The organism is Azospirillum baldaniorum (genome assembly GCF_003119195.2).
In the GTDB taxonomy this organism is placed as follows: Bacteria; Pseudomonadota; Alphaproteobacteria; order Azospirillales; family Azospirillaceae; genus Azospirillum; species Azospirillum baldaniorum.
The window spans coordinates 230,472-253,095 of sequence record NZ_CP022262.1 but is presented as its reverse complement, the minus strand read 5'-3'; the positions used below and the strand labels follow the sequence as shown (position 1 = coordinate 253,095).

Here is a 22,624-nt window from a genome sequence, read left to right as displayed (position 1 = left end):
CGTCAACCGCCGAGATAGGCCGCCCGCACGCGCGGGTCGGCGGCCAGATCGGCGGCGCTGCCCGAGAGTGTCACCCTTCCCGCCTCCATGACATAGGCGTGATCGGCGACGCGCAGCGCGGCGCGGGCGTTCTGCTCGACCAGCAGGATCGAGGTGCCCTCGCCGCGGATCTGGACCAGCAGGTCGAAGATCTGCTTCACCACCATCGGCGCGAGGCCGAGCGAGGGCTCGTCGAGCAGCAGCAGGCGGGGCTTCGACATCAGGGCGCGGGCGATGCACAGCATCTGCTGCTCGCCGCCCGACAGCGACCCCGCCTTCTGGATCAGCCGCTCGCGCAGGCGGGGGAACAGCTCCAGCATCCGCTCCATGCGGGCGGCGCGGTCGTGGCGCAGCGTCCGCCCGCCCAGCAGCAGGTTCTCCCGCACCGTCATGGTGCCGAAGATCTGCCGCCCCTCCGGCGCCTGGGCGAGGCCGCGGCGCACCACCTCGTGGCTGGGGCTGTCGGTCATGTCCTCGCCGTCGAAGACAGTGGCGCCGCCGCTGGTGCGGTAGATGCCCGACAGAGCGCGCATCAGCGTGGTCTTGCCGACGCCGTTGGCGCCCAGCACGGCGACGATGGCCCCCTCGGCCACGTCGAGCGAGACGCCGCGCAGGATCTCCTGCGGCCCCATGCGCACCGTCAGGTCGCGGACCTCCAGGATGCGACGGGTGGCGACGGCGTGTGCGGCGTCAAGCGGCATCGTCTTCCACTCCCAGATAGGCTTCGAGGACGGCGGGGTCGCGCTGCACCGCCTCCGGCGTGCCGTCGGCGATCTTGCGGCCGGACGCCAGGACGATGACGCGGCTGCAGCTTCCCATCACCAGCCCCATGTCGTGCTCCACCAGCAGAACGGTGACGCCGCCGGCGTGCAGGCGGCGGATGAAGTCGGCCAGCTCCGCCGTCTCGGTGTCGTTCAGGCCGGCCGCTGGCTCGTCGAGGATCAGCAGGCGGGGCGCCGTCGCCAGGGCGCGGGCGATCTCCAGATACTTGCGCTTGCCGTAGGACAGGTTGGCGGCGATGTCCCCGGCCTGGGCGGTCAGGCCGACGCGCTCCAGCGCCTCCCAGCTCCGCTCGCTGACCGCACGGCTGTGGGCGCCGCCGTTGATCAGCGCCCGCCAGGGCGACTGGCCGAAGGCACCGACCGCACCCACCGACACGTTGTCGAACACCGTCATGTTGGGGAAGACGCGCAGGTTCTGGAAGGTGCGGCCCATGCCCATGCGGGCGATCTGCCAGGGCTTGCGCCCCGTGACGTCCTGCCCGTCGAAGGTCACCGTGCCGTCCGACGGCGGGGTGAAGCCGGTGATCAGGTTGAACAGGGTGGTCTTGCCGGCGCCGTTGGGGCCGATCAGCCCGACCAACTCGCCCTTGGCGATGGTGGCGCTGACGTCGCTGACCGCCAGCAGGCCGCCGAAGCGCCGGGTCAGCCCCTGGATGGAGAGAAGCGTGTTGCTCATGATCCGCCTCACTTCCAGCCGACGGGCGTGCCGCCGGCGATGGTGGCCCAGCCGCGGGAGAAGGAGCGGCGGACGAAGCCCAGCGCGGTGCCTTCGGCCAGCATGCCCTTGGGCAGCAGCAGGATGGACAGGAACATGGTCGCCCCGACGGCGATCATGCGGTAATCGCCGATGTCGCGCAGCGCCTCCGGCAGGACGATCATGAACAGGGCGCCGACGACCGCGCCGGGAAGGCTGCCCAGCCCGCCGACCACTACCATCGCCAGGATCAGGATCGATTCCATGAAGCGGAAGTTGTCCGGCGCGATGTAGGCGGAGGTGTGGGCGAGCAGCGCCCCGGCGATGCCGGCGAAGAAGGTGGCGACGACGAAGGACTCGATCTTCAGCCGCTCCACGTTGATGCCCATGCTGTCGGCGCACTGGTCGTCCTCGCGGAGCGCCCGCAGCGCGTTGCCGTAGTAGGAGTGGGTCAGCCGGTGCAGCACCCAGACGCAGGCGACGGCGATGACCGCGACCGCCAGATAGCGGGTGAGTAGCGTGTCGGCCTGCCAGCCGAACAGCTCGATCGGCGGGATGCCGCGGATGCCCATCGGGCCGCGCGTCACGTCCACCCAGTTCAGCAGGACCACGTAGATCATCTCGCCGATGCCGAGCGTGGCGACGGCGAAGTAGATGCTGACCAGCCGCATGGTCGGCAGCGCCACCAGGAAGCCGAACAGCGCGGCGATCAGCCCCGCCGCCGGCAGCGTGACGATGAAGGGCAGGCCGAGCTTCGTGGACAGCAGAGCCGCGGCGTAGGCGCCGATGCCGTAGAAGGCGGCGTGGCCGATCGACAGCAGCCCGGCGGTGCCCGTCACATGGTTCAGGCTGGCCGACAGGATCACGAAGATCATCGTCGTGATGGCGATCTGGGCGAGGTAGCTGGACCCGGTGCCGACGATCGCGGCGGGCACGGCGCCGAAGGCGACCGCCAGCAGGAGAAGGGTCCAGGCGAACCGCCGGCCTCGCCCGGAAAACGCGGCGGGCGGCGCGAGGGTGGCCGGCATCAGCCGGGCGTCAGGCACGTTCACGTCCATGTCCGAACAATCCTTGCGGGAAGAAGACCAGCGTGATGACCAGAAGGCTGTAGGTGATCAGGTCCTTCCAGCCGCTCGACAGGAACTCGGTCGCGATGCTCTCCGACACGCCGAGCAGCAGGGCGCAGGCGACCGCCCCCGGGATGCTCGACAGGCCGCCCATCACCATGGCGACGAAGGCCTTGACGCCCGGCGCGAAGCCCATGTGCGGCGAGATGGCGCCGTCGTAGAGGCCGACCAGGATTCCCGCCGTGGCGCCCAGCATCGAGCCGACCGCGAAGGTGGTGACGATGGTGCGGTCGGTGTTGATGCCGACGTAGCGGGCGCCGAGCTGGTTGTTGGACACCGCACGGATGCCGAGGCCGGTCTGGGTGCGGTAGAGCAGGAACTGCAGCGCGCCCAGCATGACCGCGGAGGTGGCGAAAATGACCAGGCTGCCGCTGGCCACCATGATCGGCCCGATGGCAACCGGCTGCTGCAGCAGGTAACCGGACGGGATGCCCTGCATGTCGCCGCCGAAGATGTGCATCATGATCTCGCGCGTCATGATCGACACGGCGAGCGAGGAGAGCAGCGTCGCCTCGCGCATGGCGCGGGACTTCTGGCTGGCCTCGTCGGTGAAGCGGCGGAAGGGGCGGAAGGCGATGCGCTCCAGCCCGACGCCGGACACCGCGCCCACCGCCAGAACCAGCGGCACCACCGCCAGCAGCGGCGGGGCCATCGCGGTGATGACCATCAGCCCGACGAAGGCGCCGATGGTGTAGACCTCGCCGTGGGCGAAGTTGACGACGTTCAGGACGCCGAAGATCAGCGTGAAGCCGATCGCCATCAGGGCGTAGACGCACCCGATGGACAGGCCGTTGATGACCTGCTGAAGGAAGAAGACATCGAAGACCATGGCGTGCTCCAGGCTTCGGGGAACGCGCCCGCCGGTCCCGGCGGAGCGCGCACCACGGCGTGTGTCCCGAAAAGCGGATCGTGTGGAAAGCCCTGGGGCGTCCTTAGACGGTACCGGTCAGGGGCCGGTCACGACCTGGAAGCGGCCGTCCTTCACCATCATCTTCGCCAGCGCCTTCGCCGGCTCGCGGGTGACGGGGTCGAAGCTGGTGGCGCCGGTCACGCCGGGATAGTTGGTGGTGGCGGCCAGCGCGTCGCGCAGGCTCTCGCGCGTCACCGACGGTCCGGCCTTGGCGACGGCGTCCAGCATGATGCCGACCGCGTCGTAGGCTTGGGCGGCGAACATGCCGGGCTCCGACTTGAAGCGCGCGGCGTATTCCTTGACGAAGGTCTGCACCGCCGGGTCGGGGTTGTCGGGCGTGAAGGTGGTGGCGAGATGCAGCCCCTCCACCGATTCACGCCCCAGCTCGATCAGCTTGGGCGAGTAGAGGGAGCTGGTGCCGTAGAGCGGGATCTTGATGCCGAGCTGCTCGCGCTGCTGGGCGAAGGCGGCCCCCTCCTCGTAGAACATGGCGAGGTAGATCACGTCGGGCTTTTGCCGGGCGACCTTGGTCAGGATGGAGCGAAAATCACGGTTGCCGGGGTTGAACGCCTCGGTGGCGGTGATCTTGCCGCCCTTGGCCTTGAAGCCGCTGACGAAGCCGTCGAGCGCCGAGATGCCCCAGTCGTTCTGGATGTAGATCACCGCCGCCGTCTTCTTGCCGGCCGCGATGATCCAGTCGGCGTTGTACGGGCCTTCGAAGGCCTGGGTGGTGATGTTGCGGAATTGCCAGGGGCTGAGCTTGGTGAAATCCGGGTGCGAGGCGGTCTGGGAGAGCTGCGGCATCTTCTCCGCCGCGTAGATCTCGCCCGCCGCCATCGACACGGTGGAGGAGAAGTCGCCGATCACCCCGACGATCTTGGTATTGTCGAGGAACTTGTGCGCGATGTTGCGCGCCTCCTTGGGATCGTCCTTGCTGTCCTCGAAGGTGATGGCGACCTTGGCGCCGGCCAGCTTGCCCGAGGCGTTGAACTCCTCCAGCTTGATCTGGGCGGCGTTGCGGAACATCTCGCCATACTGGCTGCGGTCGCCGCTGAGCGGCGCCTGATAGCCGATGACGATCTCGCGGTCGGCGGCCTGGGCAACGGTGGCGCCGGCGGTGGTGGCCAGCATGGCGCCCAGAACGGCGCCGAGAATGGCGTTCTTCCTCATGGTTCGGTTCCCCTGTCGGCGAGGCTTGACGGTCAATTCGCGGCGGCCGGCGCGGCGGCGCCCGGCGTGATCGTCAGGTGGCAGCAGGTGCTGCGGCCCGGCTTCCAGGTGTCGACCTCGATCTCGAAGCCGGCGGTCTCGAAGGTGCCCTTGTCGACCGCGCCGGCGAGTTCGCAGAGCGTCTCCACCGTCTCCGCCGGCAGGTTGGCTTCGAGCCAAGCTTCCTTCAGCGGACAGGTGTGGAAGCGGATCTCCAGCACCTCGTCGGTGCAGCGCACGACCTCCGGACCGAACTGGACCTCGGCGTCGGGGATGAACTTCAGGAAGGAGTCGCGCAGGCCGGCCAGATCGGCCGGGGCGTGCGGCGCGAAATTGTGGGCGATGGCCGCACCCCGGCGATAGATGGTGCGCGCCATGATCTCCCGGGCCTTCTCCTCGCCGATCTCCTTGCGCATCTCGTCGAAGGCCGCCTCATAGACCATCGCGCGGCTCTTCATCGCGTTGCGCAGAAGTGTGCGAAACTCGTCCATCGGTGAATGCTCCTGTTTTTCTGCCAAGTGTCTTGCGGTGGCGATTTTTGTTTTTTGAAAGCGCTTGTTCTTGCGTCAGAGGGACGGGCCGCCCTGAAGGAAGGCCTCGATCCGCGCCTCGTCGGCGGCGGTGTCGAAACCGGCCCGCGCCATCCAGGCGTCGTCGTGGTAGGTGTTGCGGTAGCGCTCGCCGGAATCGCAGATCAGCGTCACCAGCGAGCCGGCCCGCCCGGCGTCGCGCATCCGTCCGGCGATCCAGCACAGCCCGAAGAAGTTGGTCCCGGTGGACCCGCCGACCATCCGGCCGAGCCGCCGCGACAGCACCCGCATCGCCGCCAGCGAGGCCACGTCGGGCACCTTGATCATCTGGTCGACGACCTCGGGGATGAAGGACGGTTCGACGCGGGGGCGCCCGATGCCCTCGATGCGCGACCCGCGCTCGCAGGTCAGCGCGGCGTCGCGGTTGACGAAGCTCTCGTAGAAGACCGAATGCTCGGCGTCGGGAACGCACAGCCGGGTCGGCAGATGGCGGTAGCGGATGTGGCGCCCGATGGTGGCGGCGGTGCCGCCGGTGCCGGCGCTCATCACGATCCAGTCGGGCACCGGATGACGCTCGCTGCGCATCTGGCCGAAGATCGACTGGGCGATGTTGTCGGTGCGCCAGTCGGTCGCCCGCTCGGCGTAGGTGAACTGGTCGAGATAGACGCCGCCCAGCCGCACCGCCAGCGCCGCCGCCTCGGCGTAGATCGCCTTGGAGGATTCGACGAAGTGGCAGCGCCCGCCGTGCAGTTCGATGGCGGCGACCTTCTCGTCCGACGTGCCGCGCGGCATCACCGCGTGGAAGGGCAGGCCGAGCAGCCGGGCGAAATAGGCTTCCGACACCGCGGTGGAGCCCGACGACGCCTCGATCACCGGCGTGCCCTCGCCGATCCGCCCGTTGCAGATGGCGAACAGCAGCAGCGACCGGGCGACGCGGTGCTTCAGGCTGCCGGTGGGGTGGGTCGATTCGTCCTTCAGGTAGACGTCGATCCCGGACAGCTCCGGAACGTCGAGCTTCAGCAGCGGCGTGTCGGGCGACCGCGCCGCCTCGGTCTCCAGCAGCTCGATCGCGCGCCGGGTCCAGTCGCGGCAGGCAACCTCGGGCAGCGGGGTGTAGTCGAGGCGGAACGGCTGACGGATCGAACCGGCACCGGGAGAAAACGGCACGGTCTGCGCGGAAGCGGTCATGTCACCCTCAAAGCGCGATGACGGCGTCGATCTCGACTGACGCGCCGAGCGGCAGCGCCGACACCTCGACAGTCGAGCGGGCGGGGAACGGCGCCTGGAAGAAGCCGGCATAGACCTCATTCACCGCCTTGAACTGGGTGAGGTCGGTCACGTAGACGGTCATCTTCACCGCCTTCGCCAGGCTGGTGCCGGCGGCCTCGGCGATCGCCGCGATGTTGGTCAGGCTGCGCGCCGCCTGGGTGGGCGCGTCCGGGCCGGCGAAGGCCCCGGTGGCCGGGTCGATCGGCAGCTGGCCGGAGACGAACAGCAGCCCCCCGGCGACGCGGGCCTGGGCGTAGGGGCCGATGGCGGCCGGGGCTTTGTCCGTGGCGATGGTGTCGGTCATCATCCTGATCTTTCCTGTTCTGGCCCTGTGGTGGCGGCCGCCTGCTCAAAGGCTGGCCTGCTCAAAGGCCGGGCGGTCTGCCCGCGATGGCGGCATGCGGGTGCATGCAAAATCCTCAAAACGAAAAAGCTTTTCTCCTGACGGGCCAAACGAGCAAAATCATCCGTCCCAACCGCGAAGGCTCCGAGCAACCCCGATGACCATCGACGCCACCGACCGGAAGATCCTGGCCGCCCTTCAGGCCGACGCGACCCTGTCGCTCGCCGACCTCGGCAAGCAGGTCGGCCTGTCCGCCACCCCCTGCTGGCGCCGCGTGCAACGCCTTGAACAGGAAGGTTATGTCCGCCGCCGCGTGGCGTTGCTGGACCGGGCCAAGCTGAACGTCGACGTGACCGTCTTCGTGGCCGTCCGAACCAGCAAACACTCGGCGGAATGGCTCGAGGAGTTCCGCCGCGTGGTGGCCGACATACCGGAGGTTGTCGATCTCTACCGTCTGAGCGGCGAAATCGACTATCTTCTGCGGGTGGTCATTCCGGACATCAAGGCCTACGACGCCTTCTACCGAAAGCTCATCGAGCGCATCGAGCTTCAGGATGTCTCGTCAATGTTCGCCATGGAGGAAATGAAGTCGACAACGGAAGTCCCTCTTTCTTACGTAAAAACCCAGAACAGCTAGGATTTTACTTGTTGGTTTTCTTTTTAGACTCTCGCTTCGGCAATTTTCGCGAAGCCCCTGTAGTGATTCTCAATATCGCATGGTTCGTATGAGAATTTTTTACTTTTTTGGCTGTACCTACGCCATAGCGTAGAAAATTTTTCTATGTATGATATTTTCTAGACAAAATTCTTTCTGAGATTGGCGACGATCCGGTTGGGTCGGGTGTTTGTAAGCTCCGTCACGGCCTGCCCTTCCACACAGTGATCGCGCTTGGCATCAACTCCCTCTCCCCCCCCGGGAGAGGGTGCCCGCGCAGCGGGCGGGTGAGGGTGGAACCGAGGATCAAGGCGCTGATTCTCGGCAGTACCCTCGCCCTTCCCACGCTTCGCGCGGGCCCCTTCCCTCTCCCGGGACGGGAGAGGGGATATCACATGCGATTGTCTCGCCCCCCTCCGAGCCAGCGCTCAGCCCCCGTTGCTTATTGCCTGCGCAAAGCGGCCGGTCTATATGCGTCACGTCTCACTCAATGAGACGATGAAACCGCCAGGGCAGGCGAACCTTGAAAACACGCAGCACGCCGACTCCCGACGCCGCCACCGCCACCGCCACCGCCAACGTCCCCGACGACGCGGCCAAGCCGAAGGCCGCCGCCACCGACCGGACCTTCGCGATCCTGGAACTGGTCGCGTCGGCCTCCGGCCCGCTGGCCGTCAAGACCATCGGGACGACGCTTGGCCTGCCCAAACCGACCGCCCACCGCCTCGTCAACAGCCTGATCGAAAAGGGGCTTCTGGCGCGGGATCTGGAAACGCGCGACGTCATCATCGGCGTCGAGGCGGCTCGGCTGGCGGTCGGCATCCTGCGGGCCTCGCTGTCCCGCGCACCGGTCCGATCCGTTCTGCGCGCGGTCAGCGCCGAGTTGGGGGAAACCTGCAACGTCGGCGTCCTCGATGGCGGTGACGTCGTCTATCTCGACCGCGTGGAGGTCGAGCACTGGCCCCTGCGGCTCCAGTTCGGCGTCGGATCGCGGGTACCGATGCACTGCACGGCCATGGGCAAGCTGTTCCTCGCCACCCTGCCGGACGGCATGCGGAGCCGCCTGCTGGCTTCCGGCCCCTTCTCCGCGCAGACCGCCCACACCCTCACCGATCCGGACGCGCTGGCCGCCGAGCTGGAGCGCATCGCCGCGCGCGGCTACTCGCTCGACGACGAAGAGTATGTGGTGGGCGTGTTCTGCGTGGCGGTGCCGATCCTGTCCTCCACGGGCCGAACGGTGGCGGCCATCGCCGTGCAGGCCCCCAAGGTCCGGCTGTCGCACGACCGCGTCGAACAGGTCCTGCCCATCCTCCGCCGCGGCGCCGAGGCCCTGTCCGCGCAGTTCGGATAGCCTCCCTACCCCCATCGTTCTTCAAAACCTGACGTTTCATTGCCCAAGCCGCGGAATGCCGGCGGGGCATGCCCCCGTATGCATGGATAATTGGGTACACGAACTTTTGGGGCTTGCGCGACCCAGGGTCCTGTGAGTTAATGATACAAATCGTATCGCTGAATGAGACCAAGAGGCCGCGCGATACGCTTCCAGTCACGGGGAGGAACGATGACGCGGAAGATCGCCGTGGGCTCCGGTCCGTTGCGGGAGCCCCCCGAACCAACCATTGACGATGCCGCCGACACCGGCGCGGCCGACAACAACTCTGCCGACCGCCGTCCCCTCACCGACCGCGTCCTGGCGTTGCTGGACGCAGTGGCCGGGGCGGGGCAGCCGATGGCCGTCAAGGACATCGCCGAGAAGCTGGCCCTGCCGAAGCCAACCGCGCACCGGCTGATCGCCATGCTGGAGGAACGCGGCTTCCTCGCCCGCCCGATCGACGGCCGGCTGGTGACCGTCGGCCCGAAGCTGCGCACCCTGGCGCTCAACACGCTGCGCAGCTCCCTGGCCCAGGCGCCGTCGCACGCCCGGCTGCGGGCGCTCAGCCTGGAGCTGGGGGAGACCTGCAACATCGGCGTGCTGGAGGGCGGCGACGTCGTCTATCTCGACCGCGTCGAGGTGGAAAACTGGCCCCTGCGGCTGGAATTCGGCGTCGGCTCACGGGTGCCGCTTCACTGCACGGCGATGGGCAAGCTGTTCCTCGCCTTCCTGCCGGACCTGCCGCGGCGGCGCCTGCTGGAGTGCCTGCCGCTGCCCCGGATGGCGGCGGCGACGCTGTGCGACCCGGCGCTGTTCCGCGCGGAATTGGACAGCATCGCCGCCTGCGGCCATTCCTTCGACGACGAGGAATACATGCCGGGCGTCTTCTGCGCGGCGGTGCCGATCCGCGACGGCGCGGGACGGATGGTCGCCGCCCTGGCGGTGCAGGCGCCGAAGGTCCGGCTGTCGCGGGAATCGGTGGCCGACCGGCTGCCGGTCCTGCACCGCGCCGCAAGCGACATGGCCCACGCGCTGGGCATCGACGCCGCCCCGGCCGAGCCGGCCCTCTCACCCTAAGGACGACGGACGCCATGGCAAGGACGCTTGAAACGACCGCCGCCGGATGCCCGGCCCGGCTGATGGCGCGCAGCGCCGCCCTGGAGCCGGTTCCCACCGCGGTGGTCGCCGCGGGATCGCCGGTCGCGCTGGAAAGCGCGCGGCGCGCCACCGCCCTCGGCCTTATCGAGCCGGTCCTCGTCGGCGATCCCACGGCCATCGCCGACAGCGCCCGCCGGATCGGCTGGACGCTCCACGGAGCCTGCGTGGTTCCGGCCCGCGACGACGCGGCGGCGGCGCGGATCGCGGTGGCGCTCGCCCGCTCCGGCGACGTCGGCGCGCTGATGAAAGGGCACATCCACACCGACACGCTGATGCTCGCGGCCCTGCACCCGAAAAACGGGCTGCGCACCGGCCGCCGCTTCACCCACGCCTTCCATATGACGCTTCCCGGTTCGGGGCGCGAGTTGGTCATCACCGACGCGGCGATCAATGTGGCGCCGTCGCTGAACACCCGGCTGGACATCATCCGCAACGCCGTGGAACTGTGGCGGCTGGTCGGCGGCAGCGACCCGCGCGTGGCCCTGCTCTCCTGCACCGAGGAGGTGACCGAACGGGTGCCCTCCAGCATGGACGCCGACCGGCTGACCCGCCTGTGCCAACAGGAGGTGCCGGGCGCGACGGTGTTCGGGCCGCTGGCGCTCGACCTCGCGGTCTCCGCCGAGGCGGCGCGGATCAAGAACCTGACCCACCCCTGCGCCGGGGCCGCCGACATCCTGGTGGTGCCGAACATCGAGACCGGCAACGCCCTGTTCAAGGCGCTGGTGCATTTCCTGGACGCGGTCGCCGCGGGCGTCGTGCTGGGTGCGGCGGTGCCGATCGTCCTCACATCGCGCGCCGACCCGCCGGCGGCCCGCATCGCCGCCGCCGCCATCGCCCAGATCGTCGCCGGGCGCCGCCGCTCCGCCACGCCGGGCGCGCCCTACCCCACCACCGCAGCCAAGGGAGGCGCCGCACCCGGCCTGCACGCCTGACAGTCCAAAAAAAACAAACCCCGCCAAAAATAAACCCTGGGAGGGAATGCAAATGCTCCGCAACGCCTTGACGCTCACCGCGGCGGTGGCCGCGCTGCTGACACCCGTCCTGTCATCCGACCCGGCGCGCGCCGACGACTACCCGTCGCGCCCCATCGAGGTCATCGCAACCTTCGGGGCCGGCGGCGGCGCCGACCTGATGGCGCGCCAGTTCGCCCGCCTCGCCGAACCCCATCTCCGCGTCGCCATGCCCGTCGTGAACGTGTCCGGCGCGTCGGGCAACGCGGGCCTGACGCGGGTCCTGACCAACCCGGCCGACGGCTACACGGTCGGCACGCTGATCGCGCTGTCCGTCTCCTCCTGGGCGTCGGGCCTGGGCACGGCGAAGCCGGACAATTTCGTCTATGTGGCGATGATGCAGAACTCGCCATCGATGCTCTACGTCTCAAAGAACAGCCCCTTCAAGACCTACGAGGAGTTCGCCGCCCACGCCAAGGCCAACCCCGGCAAGCTGCGCGTCGCCACCTCCGGCTACGGCACGCAGGACGACATCACGCTGAAGTATCTGGGAAGCCAGGGCGTGCCAGTGACCAACGTCCCCTTCGCCCGCCCGTCGGAGCGCTACGCCTCGCCCATCGGCGGCCACACCGACGCGATCTACGAGGAGCCGGGTGACGTCGCCCAGTTCCTGAAATCCGGCGACCTGCGCCCGATCGTCGTCTTCGACAAGCAGCGCCACCCCTCCTTCCCCGACGTGCCGGCCTCGGCGGAGCTGGGGTTGGACATCGGCGACCTGCCCAACTTCCGCACGCTGGCGGTGCCCGCCAGCACGCCGCCGGAGCGCGTGCAGAAACTGCACGAGGCCGCCGCGAAGGTGCTGGCGAGCCCGGAGTGGAAGACCTTCTGCGCCGACACCTTCACCTGCGTCGACACGCTGGTGTCGCCGGACCAGGCCAAGGAGGAGGTCAAGGCCTTTTATGAAACCGTGAAGGGCTATCTGGACCGCTTCGCGACCAAGACCGTCGGCCAGACACCGGGCTGAGTCCGGTTCCAAATCCGCCCCACCCGTTTCATCGCTCCTCAGGGAGGGAACCGTGACTCCCCTGTCCCACGGTCTTCGCCGGCTGGCGACACCCGCGGCCCTGCTCTTCGGGTCGCTTCTTCTCTCGCAACACATCGTGCGCGACAGCACCATGATCGCCAGCCTGCCGGACCCGGTGGGACCGACGGGATGGCCCCGGCTGATGCTGGGCGCGGTCGGGCTGTGCGCCCTGATCTGGATCGCCAGGGAACTCCTGGCGCTGCGCCGCGCGGCCCAGCGGCACACGCCGATCGATGAGGAATACGAAGGCTACGCCTATGGCCGGGCCATGATCGGGCTGGGGCTGGTCGTCCTGTACGGCATCGCCCTGCCGCAGCTCGGCTTTCCCATCGCCACCGCGGCCTTCGTCGCCCTGTGGTGCCTGATCGGGGGCATCCGGCGCCCGCTGACGCTGGCGCTGGTCACCGGCATCGGCTGCGTGGCGCTCCTCTACATCTTCGTCCTGCTCGCCCAGATGCCGCTGAACCGCGGCCAAGGCGTCTTCGACGGCTTCACCGTCGCGCTCTACCGCCTGCTCGGCATCTACTGAGCCGGCCACCGGAGGGATCGTCCCATGGATATCCTCGCCAATCTGGCCGGTGGCTTCGCCGGCGCGCTCGATCCGTACAATTTCGTCTTCCTCGTCTCGGGCCTGATGCTCGGGGTGGTGGCCGGCGCTTTGCCGGGCATCTCCTTCGTGAACGCCATGGCCATCGCCCTGCCCTTCACCTACCTGCTGCCGCCGGTCACGGCGATGTCCTTCCTCGGCGGCATCTATGTGGGTGGCGTGTTCGGCGGCTCGATCTCCTCGATCCTCATCAACATCCCCGGCACGCCGGCCTCGCTGCCGAGTTGCTGGGACGGCTACCCGATGACGCGCAAGGGCCTGTCCTCGCGGGCCTTGAGCATCGCCATCACCGCGTCGGCCTTCGGCGGGCTGGTCAGCGCGCTGCTGCTGACCTTCGGCGCCCCGCCCTTCGCCAGCTTCGCGCTGAAGTTCGACCAGCCGGAATTCTTCGCCGCCACCATCCTGGGCCTCGTCAGCGTCATCGCCATCGCCAAGGACGCCCCGCTGATGAGCGCGCTCTCGATGTTCCTCGGCCTGCTCATCGGGACGGTCGGCGTCGATCCGATGTACGGCATGCCCCGGCTGACGCTGGGCGTCCCCGACCTGGAGAGCGGCATCAACTTCACCGTCGTGATGATTGGCCTCTTCGCCATCGGCGAAGTGGTTGACCTGATCTGCAAGCGGGCCGGCGGCGCCCGCTCCGTCGCCACAAAGCCCGGCAAGCAGGTCGGTCTGTCCGACCTGTGGCGGGTGAAGTCCTCCGTGCTGCGCGGCACCGGCGTCGGCTGCACCATCGGCGTCATCCCCGGCGCCGGGGCCACGGTGGGGGCGGTCATCGCCTACAGCGTGGAGAAGCAGGCCTGCGGCAAGGGCGACCGCTTCGGCACCGGCATGGAGGAAGGGCTGGCGGCCCCGGAGGCGGCCAAGAACGCCACCACCGGCACCGCCATGATCCCGTTGCTGACGCTGGGCATCCCCGGCAGCGCCGCCACGGCGATCATGCTGGCCGCCATGCTGATCCACGGGCTGAACCCCGGCCCGCTCCTCTTCACCTCGAACACCACGCTGGTCTACACGATCTTCGCCAGCATGCTGATCGCCAATCTGCTGATGATCGTCGCGGCGATGGGCGTGGCGCGGGTCTTCTCGACGCTGATGCGCGTGCCGCCGGCCATCCTCGGCGCCTTCATCATCGTGCTCAGCGTCGTCGGCGCCTACGGCGTGCGCAACAACCTCTTCGACGTCTATGTCTGCCTCGCCTTCGGCGTCGTCGGCTACTTCATGAAGCGCACCAACTTCCCGCCGGCCCCGTTGGTGGTGGGCGTGATCCTGGGGCCGCTGTGCGAGCGCTACTTCCTCACCTCGCTCGCCAACTACGAAGGCAACATGGCGGTGTTCTTCACCCGCCCGATCAGCGGCACGATCCTGGCGCTGTCCGCGATCTTCCTCGCCTGGTCGATGTGGCCGGTGGTGAAGCCCCTGCTCCGCCGTCCTCCCAACGATCCCACCCACGGCGATCCGGCCCCGAAGGAGCCTCCGCACCGGGTGCTCAAAGCCTGACCGTCCGAACCAACGAACGAACCTTCAGGGAGAGAGACAAGCAAATGGACAACATCATGCTCGACCGAACGCCGGCCAGCGCCGACCAGGAGGCCATCGCCGCCCTCGTCGCCCGCGCCCGCACCGCCCAGCGCGCCTTCGCCGACGCGACGCAGGAGCGGGTGGACGACGCCGTCGCCGCCCTCGCCTGGGCCATCTACGAGCCGGGCCGCGCCCGCGCCCTGGCGGAACTGGCGGTGGCCGACACCGGCCTCGGCAACGTCGCGGACAAGATCGTCAAGAACCAGCGCAAGACCTTCGGCACGCTGCGCGACCTGATGCGGGTGCGCACCGTCGGCGTGATCGAGGAGGACACCGCCAAGGGCATCGTCAAGATCGCCAAGCCGCTGGGCGTCGTCGGCGCCGTCACCCCCTCCACCAACCCGGCGGCCACCCCGGTCAACAAGGCGATGATGGCCGTCAAGGGCCGCAACGCCATCATCATCGCCCCCTCCCCCATGGGCTCCGCCGCCACCGGCCGCACGGTCGAGCTGATGCGGGCCGAACTGGCGCGCATCGGCGCGCCGGAGGATCTGGTGCAGATGATCCCCACCCCCATCACCAAGGGCCTGACCCAGGCGCTGATGGAGGCGGTCGACCTCGTCGTCGTCACCGGCTCGCAGGACAACGTGCGCCGCGCCTATTCCAGCGGCACCCCGGCCATCGGCGTCGGGGCCGGCAACGTCCCGGTCATCGTGGACGAGAGCGCCGATCTGGCCGAGGCGGCGCGCAAGATCGGCGCCTCCAAGACCTTCGACAATTCCACCTCCTGCTCGTCGGAAAACGCGCTCGTCGTCCTCGACTCCGTCTACGACGCGACCATCGCGGCGCTGGAGGAGGCCGGCGCCCACCTCTGTACCCCTGAGGAGCGGGAGCGCGTGCAGTCCCGCCTGTGGGAGAACGGCAAGCTGAACCGCAAGCTGATCGCCAAGGACCCCGCCATCCTGGCCGAGGCGTTCGAGCTGGCGCCCAAGGCGCGGGAGGCCCGCTTCTTCCTGGTCGAGGAGACGGGCGTCGGCAAGGCGCATCCCTTCTCCGGCGAGAAGCTGTCGCTGGTGCTGGCGGTCTACCGGGTGCCGGACTTCGACGCGGCGGTCGATCAGGTGCGCAAGATCCTCGACCACCAGGGGCGCGGCCATTCCTGCGGCATCCACACGCGGGACGAGGCGCACGCCAAGCGGCTGGCCGACGAGCTGGACGTGGTGCGCGTGCTGGTCAACTTCGCCCACACCTTCGGCAACGGCGGCGGCTTCGACAGCGGGCTGAACTTCACCCTCTCCATGGGCTGCGGGAGCTGGCAGAAGAACTCCATCTCCGAGAACCTGAGCTGGAAGCACTTCGTCAACATCACCCACCTCGTCCGCCCGATCCCGGAGGACAAGCCGAGCGAAGAGGCCCTGTTCGGCCCCTTCTGGTCCCGCCACGGACGCTGACGGAGGCGACGATGAACTTCGAGGAACAGGCTGGAAAATCCGTTCTCGCCCGCGCCGGGGTGAGCGTTCCGCAGGGCCGCCTCTGCGCCAGCGCGCAGGAGGCCGAAGCGGCCGCCCGCGCCATCGGGCCGGTGGTGGTCAAGGCGCAGGTGCCCACGGGCAAGCGCGGCAAGTCGGGCGGCGTCAAGCTGGCCGCCACGCCGGAGGAGGCCGCGGCATCCGCGCAGGCCATCCTGGGCATGGAGATCGGCGGCTTCCCGGTCGCCCGCGTCCTGGTCGAGGAGCAGGCGGCCATCGCCCGCGAATTCTACGCCGCGGTGCTGAACGACCCGGCCAGCCGCAGCCCGCTCGTGCTGTTCTCCACCGAGGGCGGCATGGACATCGAGGAGGTCGCGGCGACCCGCCCCGAATCCCTGCGCCGCATGGCGGTGGACATCCGCAAGGGCTTCGGCCCGGCGGACGCGCGCCGCCTGCTGCTGGGGCTGGACCTCGGCGAGGCCGCGGTGCCGGTGGCGGCGATGCTGGTCGATCTCTACCGCGTCTATCGCCAGCACGACGCCGAGCTGCTGGAGATCAACCCGCTCGCCCTGCTCGCCGACGGCCGCGTCGTGCCGCTGGACTGCAAGCTGACGGTGGACGATGCCGCCCTCTACCGGCAGGCCGACATCGCCGAACTGGGCGCCAAGGAGCCGCTGTCGGCGCTGGAGGAGCGCGGGCGGGCGCTCGACCTCAAATACATCGAGCTGGAGGGCAACGTCGGCGTCCTGGCGAACGGCGCCGGGCTGACCATGACGACCATGGACGTGGTCAGCCACGCCGGCGGTCGCCCCGCCAACTTCCTGGAGATCGGCGGCGAGGCCTACACCAAGGGGACGGAGGCGCTGGACCTCGTGCTGTCCAACCCCGGCGTCAAAAGCCTCGTCGTCAATTTCTGCGGCGCCTTCGCCCGCACCGACGTGATGGCCGGTGGCGTGATCCAGGCCTGGAAGACGCTGAACCCCACCGTCCCCGTCTTCTTCTCCATCCACGGCACCGGCGAGGACGAGGCCGTGCGCATGGTGCGGGAAGAATTGGGGATCGAACCCTACGACCGGATGGAAGACGCCATCTCGGCAGCCGTGGAGGCCGCGCGATGATCGTACGCAAGAGCGACCGGGTCCTGGTGCAGGGCATCACCGGCAAGCAGGGCACCTTCTGGACCGAGCAGATGCAGGCCTACGGCACCACCGTGGTCGGCGGCGTGAACCCGAAGAAGGCCGGGCAGAGCCATTGCGGCGTGCCCATCTTCGCCACCGCGAAGGAGGCGATGGCGAGCGGCGGCTTCGACGTGTCGGTGATGTTCATCCCGCCCGCCGCCGCCAAGGCCGCCGCCATCGACGCCATCGAGGCGGGCGCCAAGACCGTCGTCTGCCTGACCGAACACATCCCGTCGCACGACGTGATGGAGATGCACGCCGCGGCGGCGGAGCACGGCACCCGCATCATCGGGCCGAACACCGCCGGCATCGTGACGCCGGGCGAGGGCTTCGTCGGCATCATGCCGGCCTTCAACCCGCGCGTCTTCCAGCCGGGCCGGGTCGGCGTCATCTCGCGCAGCGGCAGCCTGGGCACGCTGGTCTGCCTGAACCTTGTGCGCGGCGGCCATGGGCAGTCGGCCTTCCTCGGCATCGGCGGCGACCCGATGATCGGCACGACGACCAAGGACGCGCTGGCCGCCCTGATCGACGATCCGGGCACCGACGCCATCGCGCTCGTCGGCGAGATCGGCGGCAGCATGGAGGAGGAAGCGGCGGAGCTGGTGGCGAAGACGGACAAGCCCGTCGTCTCCTTCATCGCCGGCCGCGCCTCCCCGCCGGGCAAGAAGATGGGCCACGCCGGCGCCATCGTGACCGGCGACCGCGGCAGCTATGCCTCCAAGCGCGGCGCGCTGGAACGGGCCGGGGCTGTCGTGGTGGACGTGCCCGGCGACCTGCCGGCGGCCCTCGACGCGCTGATGGCCGAGGCCGCGAAACGGTCGGGCGCGCAGCGGCTCGCGGACTGACCGCTCAGCCGCCTTTTTGAAGAACGGTACGGCAGCACTGCCCCCTTTCCCGGCCCCCTCTCCCGGCCCCCGCCGGGAGGGAACGGGGGAGGCATACCGGAAGGAACGGATCAGGATGGCGAAGATCGACGACGTCGGCGGCCAGCGTGCGCGCGGGTTCGCCTTCACCCAGGGCTTCCAGCGAAGGAGCGGGCCGGCGGCGCCCGAGGACGCGCGCGGCTGGCTCGACCGCTACCAGTCGCCGCGCGAGGAGCTGAACCCCTCGCCGACCGTCTCCGACACGGTCAAATACACCACCTGCTACATGTGCGCCTGCCGCTGCGGCATCAAAGTGCACATCAAGGACGGCCAGCTCCGCTTCATCGAGGGGAACAAGGACCATCCGGTGAATCACGGCGTGATCTGCGCCAAGGGCTCCGCCGGCATCATGACCCAGAACTCCCCGGCCAAGCTGCGCAAGCCCCTGCTGCGCACCGGGGAGCGCGGCACCGGCGAGTTCCGCGAGATCGAGTGGGACGAGGCGCTGACCATCCTGACCGAGCGCCTGTCCAAAATCCGCAACAGCGACCCCAGCAAGCTCGCCTTTTTCACCGGGCGCGACCAGAGCCAGTCGCTGACCGGCTTCTGGGCGGCGCAGTTCGGCACGCCCAATTTCGCGGCGCACGGCGGCTTCTGCTCCGTCAACATGGCGGCGGCGGGCATGTACACGCTGGGCGGCAGCTTCTGGGAGTTCGGGGAGCCGGACTGGGACCACACCCGCTATCTGCTGCTGTTCGGCGTCGCCGAGGACCATGACAGCAACCCGATCAAGATCGGCCTGTCGAAGATGAAGGCGCGCGGCGCCAAGATCGTCTCCGTCAACCCGATCAAGACCGGCTATTCCGCCATCGCCGACGAGTGGGTCGGCATCCGTCCGGGCAGCGACGGGCTGTTCGTTTTCGCCCTGATCCACGAGCTGCTGCGCGCCGACCGCATCGACGCCGAGTATCTGGTCCGCTACACCAACGCCCCCTGGCTGGTCATCCAGGACCCTGGCGCGCCGGACGACGGCCTGTTCGCCCGCGACGCCGACGGCGTCCCGCTGGCTTGGGACGCGGTGGAGCGGCGCGCCGTTCCGGCCACCGCCGCCGATATCCGCCCGGCGCTGGTCGGCGCCGTCACCCTGCCGGACGGGCGGCGGGCCGTGCCCTCCTTCCATCTGCTGGCCGAACGCTACCTCGACCCGCAGCACGCGCCGGAGGCGGTGGCCGAGCGCTGCGGCGTCCCCGCCGACACCATCCGCCGCATCGCCGCCGAGATGGCCCACCTCGCCTTCCAGGAGACGCTGACCATCGAGCAGCCCTGGACCGACTGGGCGGGGCGGCGCCACGAACGGATGGTCGGGCGGCCCATCGCCATGCACGCCATGCGCGGAATCTCCGCCCATTCCAACGGCTTCCACACCTGCCGGGCCATCCACATCCTGCAGGTCCTGCTGGGCACCATCGACGTGCCGGGGGGCTGGCGCTACAAGTCGCCCTACCCCCGCCCCGCCCCGCCGGGTCCCAAGCCCGCCGGCAAGCGCGGCGAGACCGGCCCCGGCAAAGCCGTCGCCGGGATGCCGCTCGGCTACCCCATGGGGCCGGAGGATTTGCTGGTCGGCGAGGACGGGCAGCCGCTGCGCATCGACAAGGCCTTCAGCTGGGACGCGCCGTTGTCGGTGCACGGGCTGATGCACATGGTGGTCGCCAACGCCTGGGAGGGTGATCCGTACCGCGTCGACACGCTGTTCATGTACATGGCCAACATGGCCTGGAACTCGTCGATGAACACGTCCGAGACGATGCGGATGCTGTCCGACAAGGACCCCGACAGCGGCGAGTACCGCATCCCCTTCATCGTCTATTGCGACGCCTACGCCTCGGAGATGGTGGCCTACGCCGACCTCGTGCTGGCCGACACCACCTATCTGGAGCGGTGGGACTGCATCTCGCTGCTCGACCGCCCGATCGGCAGCGCGCACGGTCCCGGCGATTCCATCCGCCAGCCGGTGCTGATCCCCGACCGCGACGTGCGGCCCTTCCAGGACGTGCTGATCGAGCTGGGCGCCCGTCTCGGCCTGCCCGCCTTCGTCCGGGAGGACGGCAGCCCGCGCTACCCCGGCGGCTATCCCGACTACATGACCAACCACCAGCGCAAGCCCGGCATCGGCCCGCTGGCCGGCTGGCGCGGCGCCGACGGCACGGCGGCCGGCAAGGGTACGCCCAACCCGGACCAGCTCGACCGCTACGTCCGCAACGGCTGCTTCTGGCATTTCGAGCTGCCGCCGGAGCAGCACTATTTCAAGCACGCCAACCAGGCCTATCTGGAGACCGCCACCCGCATGGGCTTCCTCGACAAGCCGGAGCCGGTGATCCTCCAGCTCTACGTCGAGCCGCTCCAGAAATTCCGCCTCGCCGCGCGCGGGCACGGCGCGGTGGTGCCGCCACCCGACAAGCGGCAGCGGGTGGAGACCTACTTCGACCCCCTGCCCTTCTGGTACCCGCCGCTGGAGGAGGAGGGGCTGGACGAGGGCGCCTTCCCGCTGCACGCCGTTACCCAGCGCCCGATGCCCATGTACCATTCCTGGGGATCGCAGAACGCCTGGCTGCGGCAGATCCTGGCGCGCAACAGCCTCTACATCGCCCGCCAGACAGCCGAGGCGCTCGGCCTCGCCGACGGCGACTGGGCCTGGGTGACCAGCCCGACCGGGCGCATCCGGGTGCCGGTCCGGCTGATGGACGGGGTGGAGGCCGGAACGGTGTGGACCTGGAACGCCATCGGCAAGCGCTCCGGCGCCTGGAACCTGTCCACCGACGCGCCGGAGGGGACGAAGGGCTTCCTGCTCAATCACCTGATCTCGGAACTGCTGCCGGAGCGCAACGGCTACCGCCACGCCAACGCCGACCCGGTGACCGGGCAGGCCGCTTGGTACGACCTGCGCGTCCGCGTCGAGAAGGCCCCGCCGAAGGAACGGGCCGAGACGATGCCGCGCTTCCCCGCCCAGGCCATGCCGCCGGGCGTCGAGCCGCCGCCCGCCATCCTGCGCACCGGCGCCGCCTTCCGGTCCGCGTCTCGGGGAGTCCGGTCATGACGAGCCTTCCCAACCGCGAGCCCGGCGCCCCTCGGCTGGGGCTGGTCATCGACCTCGACACCTGCGTCGGCTGCCACGCCTGCGCGGTGGCCTGCAAGCAGTGGAACGCCGGCGGCCACATGGCGCCGCTGACCGATTACGACGCCTACGGTTCCGGTCCGGACGGGGTGTGGTTCAACCGCATCCACAGCTTCGAGGCCGGAACCGGGGAGAGCGGCTGCGAGTCGCGCACCACCAACTTCCCGCGCTCCTGCCTGCATTGCGAACAGCCGGCCTGCGTGACCGTCTGCCCGACCGGCGCCTCCTACAAACGGGCCGAGGACGGCATCGTGCTGGTCAACGAGGATCTGTGCATCGGCTGCAAGCTGTGCTCCTGGGCGTGCCCCTACGGCGCGCGGGAGTTCGACCAGGACGTCGGCGTGATGAAGAAATGCACCCTGTGCATCGACCGCATCCACAACGAGACCTTGGATGAGGCGGAGCGGGTGCCGGCCTGCGTCATGGTCTGCCCGACCTCCGCCCGGCATTTCGGCGACCTTGCCGATCCCACGTCCGCCGTCTCGAAGCTGGTGGCGGAGCGCGGCGGCTACGACCTCATGCCGGAGCTTGGCTACGAGCCGACCAACAAGTACCTGCCGCCCCGGCCCCGCCCCACCCTGGCGCTCGACGAGCGCGTCACCAGGGACAGCGCCAACGACGACCTGCCACTCCACGGCCTGCTGAAATGGGCCGACCGCATCCTGGCGCGCTAAGGGAGGGTTCTTATGCATCCGGCCTTCTCCATCATCTTCTTCACGAGCGCAGCGGGCGCCGGCTACGGCCTGCTCGCCCTGCTCGGCCTGCTGGCGCCGTTCGGCCTGCTGCCGGCGAGCCCGCTGTTCGGCCTCACCGCCCTCGCCCTCGCCTTGGGTCTGGTGGTGGCCGGGCTGCTGTCCTCGCTGGCCCATCTCGGCCGGCCGGAGCGGGCGTGGCGGGCGCTGTCGCAATGGCGCAGTTCCTGGCTGTCGCGCGAAGGGGTGGCGGCGGTCGCCACCTTCCTGCCGGCGGGCGTCTTCGCCATCGCCTGGATCGTCCTGGCGACCGGCACTGACGGCGGCGGGAGCGGCGTGGCGGGCATCGCCGGCTGGATCACCGCGGCGATGGCGGCGGTCACCGTCTACTGCACGGCAATGATCTACGCTTCGCTGAAGCCGATCCGCCAGTGGGCCAACCCCTGGGTGCCGCGCACGTACTTGGCGCTGTCGCTGATGACCGGGGCGCTGCTGCTGAACGCGCTGCTCGGCGTGGCGGGGCAGGCGGCGGGCTGGTCCTCCCTGCTGGCGCTGGCGTCGGTGGCGCTGGCCTGGGCAGCGAAGGAGGGGCATTGGCGCCACTGCGCCACCGCCCGCCCCGTCAGCACGGCGGAAGCTGCCACCGGGCTGGGTCACATCGGGCGGGTCCGCCTGCTCGACGCCCCGCACAGCGAGGACAACTACCTGCTCAAGGAAATGGGCTTCCGCGTCGGGCGCCGCCACGCCGCCCGCCTGCGCTTCATCACCCGCCTCGCCGCCTTCGCCCTGCCGGCGGCGCTGAGCCTCGGCGCGCTGGTCGCCGGCCCCGGCGCCCTCTCCGGCACGCTGGCGCTGCTGGCCGCCGCCGCCGCCGCGCTGGGGGTGGTCGCCGAGCGCTGGCTCTTCTTCGCCGAGGCGAAGCACACCGTGACCCTCTTCTACGGCGCCGGGGAAGCCTGAGCCCGCCTCTTCACCCACCCACCACAGGAAAGGAACAGAG

Annotated in this window: 21 protein-coding genes; 13 read left to right on the top strand and 8 right to left on the bottom strand. The window is 69.4% G+C overall.

Annotation, left to right across the window (positions count from 1 at the left end; translation table 11 throughout):
* Nucleotides 1-2 precede the first annotated feature (2 nt).
* From Sp245p_RS32590 to Sp245p_RS32555, 8 genes are all read right to left on the bottom strand, one after another.
* Entirely contained in the window at nt 3-740 is a 738-nt protein-coding gene (locus Sp245p_RS32590; protein ID WP_014200202.1) for an ABC transporter ATP-binding protein, read from the bottom strand.
* Nucleotides 730-1,497 carry an ABC transporter ATP-binding protein gene (locus tag Sp245p_RS32585; protein ID WP_014200203.1) on the bottom strand — a complete coding sequence of 256 codons (768 nt, stop codon included), beginning with the start codon at nt 1,495-1,497 and terminating at the stop codon, nt 730-732. The genes Sp245p_RS32590 and Sp245p_RS32585 overlap by 11 nt, the downstream gene beginning before the upstream one ends.
* An 8-nt stretch (nt 1,498-1,505) precedes the next feature.
* Nucleotides 1,506-2,573 carry a branched-chain amino acid ABC transporter permease gene (locus Sp245p_RS32580; protein WP_014200204.1) on the bottom strand — a complete coding sequence of 356 codons (1,068 nt, stop codon included), beginning with the start codon at nt 2,571-2,573 and terminating at the stop codon, nt 1,506-1,508.
* Entirely contained in the window at nt 2,554-3,471 is a 918-nt protein-coding gene (locus Sp245p_RS32575) for a branched-chain amino acid ABC transporter permease (RefSeq protein ID WP_014200205.1), read from the bottom strand. The genes Sp245p_RS32580 and Sp245p_RS32575 overlap by 20 nt, the downstream gene beginning before the upstream one ends.
* Before the next feature lie 117 nt (nt 3,472-3,588).
* Nucleotides 3,589-4,722 carry an ABC transporter substrate-binding protein gene (locus Sp245p_RS32570; protein WP_014200206.1) on the bottom strand — a complete coding sequence of 378 codons (1,134 nt, stop codon included), beginning with the start codon at nt 4,720-4,722 and terminating at the stop codon, nt 3,589-3,591.
* A gap of 32 nt (nt 4,723-4,754) precedes the next feature.
* The gene (locus Sp245p_RS32565; RefSeq protein ID WP_014200207.1) at nt 4,755-5,252 is read right to left on the bottom strand and encodes an L-2-amino-thiazoline-4-carboxylic acid hydrolase; all 498 of its coding nucleotides are present in this window, start codon (nt 5,250-5,252) and stop codon (nt 4,755-4,757) included.
* A 75-nt stretch (nt 5,253-5,327) separates the two neighbouring features.
* Nucleotides 5,328-6,479: a PLP-dependent cysteine synthase family protein gene (locus tag Sp245p_RS32560; RefSeq protein WP_014200208.1), complete on the bottom strand. Its 1,152-nt coding sequence runs from the start codon at nt 6,477-6,479 to the stop codon at nt 5,328-5,330.
* 7 nt (nt 6,480-6,486) lie between these two features.
* Nucleotides 6,487-6,864, bottom strand: coding sequence for a Rid family detoxifying hydrolase (locus Sp245p_RS32555; protein WP_040138336.1), 378 nt, complete (start codon nt 6,862-6,864; stop codon nt 6,487-6,489).
* Between the two features lie 202 nt (nt 6,865-7,066).
* Between Sp245p_RS32555 and Sp245p_RS32550 the strand changes: the two genes are divergently transcribed.
* The 13 genes from Sp245p_RS32550 (at nt 7,067) to Sp245p_RS32490 (ending at nt 22,584) form a co-directional block, all read left to right on the top strand.
* A complete protein-coding gene (locus tag Sp245p_RS32550; RefSeq protein WP_040138335.1) occupies nt 7,067-7,540 on the top strand; it encodes an Lrp/AsnC family transcriptional regulator in 474 nt (157 codons plus the stop codon).
* A gap of 541 nt (nt 7,541-8,081) precedes the next feature.
* Nucleotides 8,082-8,909 carry an IclR family transcriptional regulator gene (locus tag Sp245p_RS32545; RefSeq protein WP_014200213.1) on the top strand — a complete coding sequence of 276 codons (828 nt, stop codon included), beginning with the start codon at nt 8,082-8,084 and terminating at the stop codon, nt 8,907-8,909.
* Nucleotides 8,910-9,119: 210 nt separating this feature from the next.
* Nucleotides 9,120-10,007, top strand: coding sequence for an IclR family transcriptional regulator (locus tag Sp245p_RS32540; protein ID WP_014200214.1), 888 nt, complete (start codon nt 9,120-9,122; stop codon nt 10,005-10,007).
* Nucleotides 10,008-10,021: 14 nt separating this feature from the next.
* Nucleotides 10,022-11,020, top strand: a complete 999-nt coding sequence (locus tag Sp245p_RS32535) for a bifunctional enoyl-CoA hydratase/phosphate acetyltransferase (RefSeq protein WP_014200215.1) — start codon at nt 10,022-10,024, stop codon at nt 11,018-11,020.
* A 52-nt stretch (nt 11,021-11,072) separates the two neighbouring features.
* Nucleotides 11,073-12,062 carry a Bug family tripartite tricarboxylate transporter substrate binding protein gene (locus tag Sp245p_RS32530; protein ID WP_014200216.1) on the top strand — a complete coding sequence of 330 codons (990 nt, stop codon included), beginning with the start codon at nt 11,073-11,075 and terminating at the stop codon, nt 12,060-12,062.
* 52 nt (nt 12,063-12,114) lie between these two features.
* Entirely contained in the window at nt 12,115-12,651 is a 537-nt protein-coding gene (locus Sp245p_RS32525) for a tripartite tricarboxylate transporter TctB family protein (RefSeq protein WP_014200217.1), read from the top strand.
* A gap of 24 nt (nt 12,652-12,675) precedes the next feature.
* Nucleotides 12,676-14,229, top strand: coding sequence for a tripartite tricarboxylate transporter permease (locus tag Sp245p_RS32520; protein WP_014200218.1), 1,554 nt, complete (start codon nt 12,676-12,678; stop codon nt 14,227-14,229).
* A 44-nt stretch (nt 14,230-14,273) separates the two neighbouring features.
* Nucleotides 14,274-15,701: an acylating sulfoacetaldehyde dehydrogenase gene (gene sauS / locus Sp245p_RS32515; protein WP_014200219.1), complete on the top strand. Its 1,428-nt coding sequence runs from the start codon at nt 14,274-14,276 to the stop codon at nt 15,699-15,701.
* 11 nt (nt 15,702-15,712) lie between these two features.
* On the top strand, nt 15,713-16,837 hold the full coding sequence (sucC, locus tag Sp245p_RS32510) for an ADP-forming succinate--CoA ligase subunit beta (RefSeq protein ID WP_014200220.1): 1,125 nt from the start codon (nt 15,713-15,715) through the stop codon (nt 16,835-16,837).
* Nucleotides 16,834-17,742 carry a succinate--CoA ligase subunit alpha gene (locus Sp245p_RS32505; protein ID WP_014200221.1) on the top strand — a complete coding sequence of 303 codons (909 nt, stop codon included), beginning with the start codon at nt 16,834-16,836 and terminating at the stop codon, nt 17,740-17,742. Before sucC ends, Sp245p_RS32505 begins: the two co-directional genes overlap by 4 nt.
* 115 nt (nt 17,743-17,857) lie before the next feature.
* Nucleotides 17,858-20,854, top strand: coding sequence for a molybdopterin oxidoreductase family protein (locus Sp245p_RS32500; RefSeq protein WP_109139282.1), 2,997 nt, complete (start codon nt 17,858-17,860; stop codon nt 20,852-20,854).
* Nucleotides 20,851-21,606, top strand: coding sequence for a 4Fe-4S dicluster domain-containing protein (locus tag Sp245p_RS32495; protein ID WP_014200224.1), 756 nt, complete (start codon nt 20,851-20,853; stop codon nt 21,604-21,606). Before Sp245p_RS32500 ends, Sp245p_RS32495 begins: the two co-directional genes overlap by 4 nt.
* Before the next feature lie 12 nt (nt 21,607-21,618).
* Entirely contained in the window at nt 21,619-22,584 is a 966-nt protein-coding gene (locus Sp245p_RS32490; protein WP_014200225.1) for a dimethyl sulfoxide reductase anchor subunit family protein, read from the top strand.
* Nucleotides 22,585-22,624 lie beyond the last annotated feature (40 nt).